Origin of the sequence: Desulfosporosinus sp. I2, from assembly GCF_000960765.1 — a bacterium.
Lineage (GTDB): Bacteria > Bacillota > Desulfitobacteriia > Desulfitobacteriales > Desulfitobacteriaceae > Desulfosporosinus.
The window spans coordinates 1-1,298 of the sequence record NZ_JYNH01000278.1; the positions used below are offsets into that span (position 1 = coordinate 1).

The 1,298-nt window shown below is 49.8% G+C and carries 2 protein-coding genes and 1 pseudogene; all 3 read right to left on the bottom strand.

Translation table 11 applies throughout. From position 1 onward, the window contains the following. The coding region (locus UF75_RS25630) for a 2-oxoacid:acceptor oxidoreductase family protein (RefSeq protein WP_045577338.1) at window positions 1–278 on the bottom strand (278 nt) is incomplete at its 3' end. Further along, entirely contained in the window at window positions 278–1,084 is an 807-nt protein-coding gene (locus UF75_RS25635) for a 2-oxoacid:ferredoxin oxidoreductase subunit beta (protein ID WP_045577339.1), read from the bottom strand. The genes UF75_RS25635 and UF75_RS25630, both read right to left, overlap by 1 nt. Then, window positions 1,077–1,298 (bottom strand): annotated as a pseudogene (locus UF75_RS25640) (2-oxoacid:acceptor oxidoreductase subunit alpha); the annotation flags it as partial. The pseudogene UF75_RS25640 and the gene UF75_RS25635, both read right to left, overlap by 8 nt.

The window sequence follows — 1,298 nt, forward strand, 5'->3', positions numbered from 1 at the left end:
ATCAGGATGGCTTCTTCGCTCAGAGGCAAACCATATTTTTTATAGGCTTCTTGACTGAGGGTTAAGACAAAGTCGGGTTTTTCGACTTTGGGGTAATGAATGGTTTCGTCGCCAATAATGACTTCAGCTCGACTGGCACCGCCTCTCGCCTCGGGTCCATAGCTTTGACTTTGCGCCACATTTTGGCCGGCATTGATACCTGCCTCGGCCAACATGATCGCGGCTAAGATGAGCCCTTGTCCACCCGTTCCGGTTAACAGAAATTCTTGTTTAGCCATCAAACATTGCCCTCCCTTAATTTCTGTCTTAGCTTTTCGTATTCTTGGGTATACTCCGGGGCCTGTCGTTTAAAGATCTCGCCGATCTGAAAATCGTCCTCGTTAGCCGCCTGTTGCCCTGCTCTGTAGGCGTGCTCTTTTTGCCATAGCAGCATATCCGTGGGGGTTTTGAACTTATTGCGCCGTCCATAGGAAACCGGGCATTGGGAAATGGCTTCCACGATCGAAAAACCCGAATTGTTATAGGCATCGATCACTACTTTGGTGAGCAGCTGATTATGGTAAGCTGTGCCTCTAGCCCCATACGTAGCACCCGCTGCTTTAGCCAACTCCAGGATTTGAAAGGGTCTCTCCAGGTTGCCAAAGGGAGAGGTCGTTCCCCGTTTGTCATGAGGGGTTAAAGGCGAGGTCTGACCCCCGGTCATACCATAAATACTGTTATTTATAACTATGGCTGTTAGATCAATATTGCGCCTGGCGGCATGAATTAAATGGTTACCCCCAATGGCGGTGGAATCTCCATCTCCCATGATCACGAAGACATCTAACTCTGGGCGCGCTGCTTTAATGCCTGTGGCGAAGGGTAAGGCTCTCCCATGGGTCGTATGGATGGTGTTGAAGTCTAAGTAGCCAGGCATCCGAGAGGAGCAGCCAATTCCAGAAACAAAAATCACTTTATTTTGGTCGAGTTGCAAGGTTTTGATGGCCCGGACAATGGCGGCCATGATGGTTCCTATCCCGCAGCCTGGGCACCAGATATGGGGTAAGGTCTCGGTTCGGAAATATTGGGCAATATCACTAAACATGTTGAATGACCTCCCGAATTCTGTCCATGACTTCCTGGGGAGTGATGAGTTCCCCATCCATGCGGTTCAGGCGCTCGACGGCCTTATACCCAAAAATTCGTTCGACTTCGCCGACTAATTGACCGCTGTTCATCTCGACGACTAAATACTTCCGGTCTGCATACGTCTCAAGCTGTTTGTGCGGAAAGGGCCATAGTGTGATCGGACGAAAGAG